The sequence below is a fragment of the Clostridium estertheticum genome, assembly GCF_018861295.1.
In the GTDB taxonomy this organism is placed as follows: Bacteria; Bacillota; Clostridia; order Clostridiales; family Clostridiaceae; genus Clostridium_AD; species Clostridium_AD estertheticum_D.
In genome coordinates this window covers 1-3386 of record NZ_JAHLDM010000064.1, presented here as the reverse complement: position 1 = coordinate 3386, position 3386 = coordinate 1, and the positions used below count along the sequence as shown (strand labels likewise).

Below are 3386 nucleotides of genomic sequence, written 5' to 3'. Positions count from 1 at the left end.
GATGTTGCAGCAATTTACCCTATAACACCATCATCAACGATGGCAGAATATTGTGATGAACTTGCAGCTAAAGGAACAAAAAATGTATTTGGTCAAAAAGTTAAAATTATGGAAATGCAATCAGAAGCAGGAGCTGCAGGAGCAGTACATGGTTCACTTCAAACAGGAGCTTTAACTTCAACTTTTACATGTTCTCAAGGATTATTATTAATGATTCCAAACATGTACAAAATTGCAGGAGAATTACTACCAGGAGTATTCCATGTAGCTGCTAGAGCATTAACTACTCATGCACTTAATATTTTTGGAGATCATCAAGATGTAATGGCAACAAGACAGACAGGTTTTGCTTTACTTGCATCGAATAGTGTACAAGAAGTAATGGATCTTTCACCAGTTGCTCATTTAACAGCACTAGAGGGAAAAATTCCATTTGTAAACTTCTTTGATGGATTTAGAACATCTCATGAAATACAAAAAATAGAAGCATGGGATTATGAGACTTTAGGAAGCCTTTTAGATAAAGAAGCATTAGAGACTTTTAGAAATAAAGCATTAAACCCAGAACATCCAGTAACTCGTGGAACAGCACAAAATCCAGATGTTTATTTCCAAGGAAGAGAAGCTTCAAACACATATTATGATGCTCTTCCAGAAAAAGTTGAAACATGTATGGGAAAAATAAATTCATTAATCGGAACTGACTATCACTTATTTAACTATTATGGTGCACCTGATGCAGATAGAATAATAATAGCAATTGGATCAGTTTGTGAAACAATTGAAGAAACTATTGATTATTTAACTGCAAAAGGAGAAAAGGTTGGAGTACTTAAAGTACATTTATTTAGACCTTTCTCAGTAGATCATTTCTTTAAATACATACCAAAAACAGTTAAAAAAATATCAGTACTTGATAGAACTAAAGAACCAGGATCAATTGGAGAACCTTTATATCAAGATGTTAGAAGCGCATATTTTGATCAAGCAACTAGACCAGTTATAGTTGGCGGAAGATATGGACTTGGATCAAAAGATACTACTCCAGCTCAAATCGTTGCTGTATATGATGCTTTAAAAGCAAAAACTCCAGTAAACGGATTTACTGTAGGAATAGTTGATGATGTTACTAATAAATCACTCAAAGTTGGTGATGCTATTACAACAACACCAGAAGGAACTAAAGAATGTAAATTCTGGGGACTTGGATCAGATGGTACTGTTGGAGCTAACAAGAGTGCAATCAAAATCATAGGAAATCATACAGATATGTTTGCACAAGCTTATTTTGCTTATGATTCTAAAAAATCAGGTGGAGTAACAATCTCTCATCTAAGATTTGGTAAGAAAGCTATAAAATCAACATATTTAATTAGTTCTGCAAACTACGTTGCCTGTGGTAACCAAGCTTATGTAACTAAATATGATGTTTTAAAAGGAATTAAAGATGGTGGTACATTCTTATTGAATTGTATATGGACTCCAGAAGAATTAGAACAACATTTACCAGCTACAATGAAGAACTATATTGCTAATCACAATATTAATTTCAATACGCTTGATGCTGTTGGAATAGCAGGTAAAATAGGTCTTGGTGGAAGAGTTAACATGATTATGCAAGCAGCTTTCTTCCAACTTGCAGACATAATACCAGTAGAAGATGCAGTTAAGTATCTTAAAGCTGCTGTTATTACATCTTATGGTAAAAAAGGCGAAAAAGTTATCAACATGAATAACGCTGCAATTGATGAAGGTGTTCAATCTGTTGTTAAAATTAATGTACCTGCAAGCTGGAAAACAGTTAAAGATGCAACTGTAGCACAAGATGCTAGACCAGATTTCGTTAAAAACATTGCTGATGTAATGAACAGACAAGAAGGAGATTCTTTACCTGTAAGTGCATTTGTTGGAATAGAAGATGGAACATTAATGCCAGGAACAGCTGCATTTGAAAAGAGAGGAATTGCTGTTAACGTACCAGAATGGCAAGTAGATAAATGTATACAATGTAATCAATGTGCATTTGTATGTCCTCATGCTGTAATAAGACCTTTCTTAACTAATGATGAAGATCTTAAAAATGCTCCAAAGACTTACGAAAGTAAGAAAGCTATTGGAAAAGGATTTGAAGGTCAACACTTTTCTATAGGTATAAGTTTAGAAGATTGTAGTGGTTGTGGTAATTGTGCTGAAGTTTGCCCTGCTAAAGAAAAAGCTTTAATCATGAAACCATATGCTTCTCAAGAAGCTAAAATACAAAACTGGAAGTTTAACATAAACTTACCTAAGAAAGAAAATCCAATGGGAACAGCAACTGTTAAGGGAAGCCAATTTGAGCAACCATTAATGGAATTCAGCGGAGCTTGTGCTGGATGTGGAGAAACTCCATATGCTAGACTTATAACTCAATTATTCGGAGATAGAATGTTAATAGCTAATGCTACAGGATGTTCATCTATTTGGGGAGCAAGTTCACCAGCTTCACCATATACAGTTAACAAACGTGGTCAAGGACCAGCTTGGGCTAACTCATTATTTGAAGATAATGCTGAATTCGGATTTGGTATGTTCCTTGCAACTAGCCAATTAAGAGATAAGGTTGAAATGTCAGCTAAAGATGCATTAACAATGAAAACAAGCGATGCATTAAAAGCAGTTATTAATGAATGGATAGAAAACAAAGAAGATGCAGAAGGTTCAAAAGCTGCAACTGATAAAATGTTACCATTATTAAATGCTGAAAAAGATAATAACGAAGCATTAAAAGATATATTTGCAAAGAGAGATCATTTAGTTAAGAAATCTCAATGGATATTTGGTGGAGATGGCTGGGCTTATGATATCGGATATGGCGGAGTTGATCATGTACTTGCATCTGGAGAAGATGTAAATATATTTGTATTTGATACTGAAGTATATTCAAATACTGGTGGTCAAGCTTCAAAATCTACACCAACTGCAGCAGTTGCAAAATTTGCCGCTACTGGTAAGAGAACTAAGAAAAAAGATTTAGGTATGATGGCAATGACTTACGGATATGTTTATGTTGCTCAAATAGCAATGGGTGCTGATAAAGCACAGACATTAAAAGCTATAAAAGAAGCAGAAGCATATAAAGGACCATCACTTATAATCGCTTATGCACCATGTATTAATCATGGTCTTAGAGTTGGAATGGGATGTACACAACTTGAGACTAAGAGAGCTGTTGAATCAGGATACTGGGCTATGTATAGATTTAATCCAGATCTTAAAGATGCAGGAAAGAACCCATTCGTATTAGACTCTAAAGAACCAACTACTTCATTTAGAGATTACCTAATGGGCGAAGTAAGATATTCTTCACTTGCAAAAAGTTTCCCAGAAGTTGCAGAAGAATTATTTGT

The 3386-nt window shown here is 34.5% G+C and carries 1 protein-coding gene; it reads left to right on the top strand.

All coding sequences use genetic code 11. From position 1 onward, the window contains the following. On the top strand, positions 1-3386 hold a 3386-nt coding region (nifJ, locus tag KPL54_RS25535; RefSeq protein ID WP_216109292.1), incomplete at both ends, for a pyruvate:ferredoxin (flavodoxin) oxidoreductase.